At 44.2% G+C, this 2,858-nt stretch carries 1 protein-coding gene, 1 tRNA gene and 1 pseudogene; all 3 read left to right on the top strand.

The window, feature by feature from the left end:
• Window positions 1-99: 99 nt before the first annotated feature.
• The 3 genes and pseudogenes from MoGM_RS04070 to MoGM_RS04060 all read left to right on the top strand — a co-directional run bounded on the left by MoGM_RS04070 (window position 100) and on the right by MoGM_RS04060 (window position 2,698).
• Window positions 100-621, top strand: a complete 522-nt coding sequence (locus MoGM_RS04070; protein ID WP_104368861.1) for a helix-turn-helix domain-containing protein — start codon at window positions 100-102, stop codon at window positions 619-621.
• A gap of 1,011 nt (window positions 622-1,632) precedes the next feature.
• Window positions 1,633-2,410: pseudogene (locus MoGM_RS04065) on the top strand (GNAT family N-acetyltransferase).
• A gap of 212 nt (window positions 2,411-2,622) precedes the next feature.
• Window positions 2,623-2,698: transfer RNA gene (locus MoGM_RS04060), tRNA-Lys, on the top strand.
• Window positions 2,699-2,858: the final 160 nt, after the last annotated feature.

Below are 2,858 nucleotides of genomic sequence, written 5' to 3'. Positions count from 1 at the left end.
CACTGGCCGAACTAGCCGGCGTGGCGTCGAAATTCGGAGAGCAATACCGATGCCTGCTCGACATCAATCCCGACACCGCCCACCCGCTGCTGCAAGAGCGTGTGCACAAGGCGCGACCGGTTCGCCGACCGGCGGGCGGCTCTCGGCGACGAGCTTGACCTGAAAACAAAGTTATTCGAATATGCGGGCGATACGGAAACGGTGTTCGACACAGGCGACTACCTGCGCCGCAAAGCACAGATACTGCTCGGCGACGAAATGGAAGACACTGCCGCAAAAGGCCGCGCACGCAAGACCAAGCCCACCAAAGCGCCCAAAGAACCCAAAGTGCCCACGGCAAAGATTAGCTATGACATGTTCATATCGGGAATGGCTGTCGACAGGATTGCCGCCGAGCGCCGGCTGACACCGGGCACCGTATTCAACCACCTGGCGCAATATGTGGAACGGGGCACTCTGCCGATAGAGCAGCTGGTGCCTCAGGAGCACATAGATGAAATCAGAAACCACGCCCGCACACACCCGCAAGACACGTCGGTAACACAGATTAAAGAAGCGGTAAGCCAGGCTGTGTCATACGATGAGATAAGGATTGTGAGGAAGGTATATTTCGGAGATTGAGAAGTGACAATTGGGACGCTTCCCAATCTCCACCCCTCAATTTCCAATATATATACTATCTACCGCGAATATTCACCGCATTTTCCGGTAGGTTGGACATCGTCCCTATTTTCTTCATCTCGCGACAGGCACCATCCAAAAACACCGTGACAGGCATACACACATTAGGAATAAACATGACAAAATACGCTTCAAAAAACGTCCGTTTTGAAATTAAAATCCTGCGGCCGAAAATACGCGAGTTTTGAGTCTTTACACACAAACGTATGTGTGTCAACGCAATACGTCAGCCACACCCGATTTTACGACCGATTCCACCTCACCTACCCGATAGATTTTTTACGTTTAGCGTCCCGTTGCCCTGCGTTTAGCGTCTAAACGGAAGCCAACGGGACGCTAAACGCGACGCAATAAGCAACCAAACGGACTCCAACGGGTATCCCGTTGCGGAAAACAACGCTTTTCGCCGGTTTTTCAAAAGAGGCGTATCGCACTGCGTATAGCGATAGGTATCGTTTTTATTTTCTATTCCGATGAAAATAAAAGTGTTAAATCCGTGACTTTATTATTACACACCCTACCTCGTGAACATCCTGTCAACCATGCGGAACCGATATGGTCCATTGCCAAAGACCGTCACACGACAACACGTTACACCCGTCAAGGCAACAAAAAAAATATGATTATCCGCAATCGTACCACCAAAATTTCGGGTGAACCTATGGTGGTATGATTTTTATTTAATACCTTTGCGCTCACATTTATAAAATAGTTAGATAAGAGTACAATTTACGATAGACATATATAATTAAAACGCGTAATAAGCCAGCCATTTCCTTTATATTGCAGTCGGACACTTACGGGGATACGCCCCACCGCTTAGGGCACGCAGTGTTTCTCATAGATTTAGAGCTAAGCCATCACGAAAAACGTTGCGTTTCTATTTGGAATCTTCACAAAATTAAAATAGCAGTGGAACAATAATGAATAGATATTTTAATAACAACTGACATGGAAAATACCGAGCTTAAATACACCATCCTAACAACAGAGAATATAGATAAGGAACATATCTGTTGCGCATTTTCAGACAAGAAATGCTCGGAGGGATATCAACTCAAAAAAGAATGGTTGAAAAAAGAGTTTCCAAACGGATATGTTTTCAGACGACTCGACGCACGGGCCAAGGTTTTTATCGAATACGTTCCGGCAGAATATGCCTGGATTCCTGTGACGGCTCCGAATTATCTTATGATTAACTGTTTCTGGGTTTCCGGACAATATAAAGGACACGGACATGGATACAATTTACTGCAATCTGTTATAGAGGATGCGAAAAAGCTACAGAAAAACGGATTGGCAACGGTGGTAGGAACAAAAAAAGAGCCATTTTATGAGCGATACCAAGTGGTTGCGGAAACATGGATTCAAGGAAATAGAAAAACTGTCCAACGGATTTTCATTACTTGCAATGACGTTTGACGACAATTGCACCCTTCCGCATTTTAATGACTGCGTAAAGAACGGGGAATGCCCTGACAAACAAGGATTGGTCGTTTACTACTCAAACAGATGCCCGTTTACTGACTATTATGTAAATGGTATGCTGAAAGTTATTGCCGGAACAAGAAACATCCCTCTGAAAATCATAAAACTGGAAACTGCCGAACAGGCACAGCTCTCTCCCTCCCCTGCCACAATATTCTCGCTATTTCACAATGGGAAGTTTATTACAAACGATTTAAGCGTATGCACGGAAAAACGTTTTGACAAAACAATCACTTTATAAAATCAAATATTATAAGAGGTTGTATTTATTGACACCATCCCTGACTGATTAAAGTCAATTCGTTATTTCGCACTTATTAACTAACATATGCGAATAAAAACGACTTAAAAATAAAAAAACAACAAAGTCAAACAAAAAAATGCAAAAATAATTTGCTGGTTTCAAAGAAACATTGTACCTTTGCACTCGCTTTTTAGAAACAGAAAAGTTTAGATCCGCTAGCTCAGCTGGTAGAGCACAACACTTTTAATGTTGGGGTCTTGGGTTCGAGCCCCAAGCGGATCACCAATTAAAGATGAGAACCGAAGAAAATCCCTGATAACCAACAGTTATCGGGGATTTTTAGTTTCTACCCACCTCCCCTTTTTACGCAGAATACAGCAACTTTCACAGGCTAATTCGGGGTCAGCGGATTTTTCCGGTGGGCGGGAGAGAGTATCAAGAGTAT

It is taken from the genome of Prevotella sp. MGM1, from assembly GCF_002933775.1.
Classification (GTDB): Bacteria; Bacteroidota; Bacteroidia; order Bacteroidales; family Bacteroidaceae; genus Prevotella.
The sequence above is the reverse complement of the archived record's forward strand: the minus strand, read 5'-3'. Positions and strand labels throughout refer to the sequence as shown.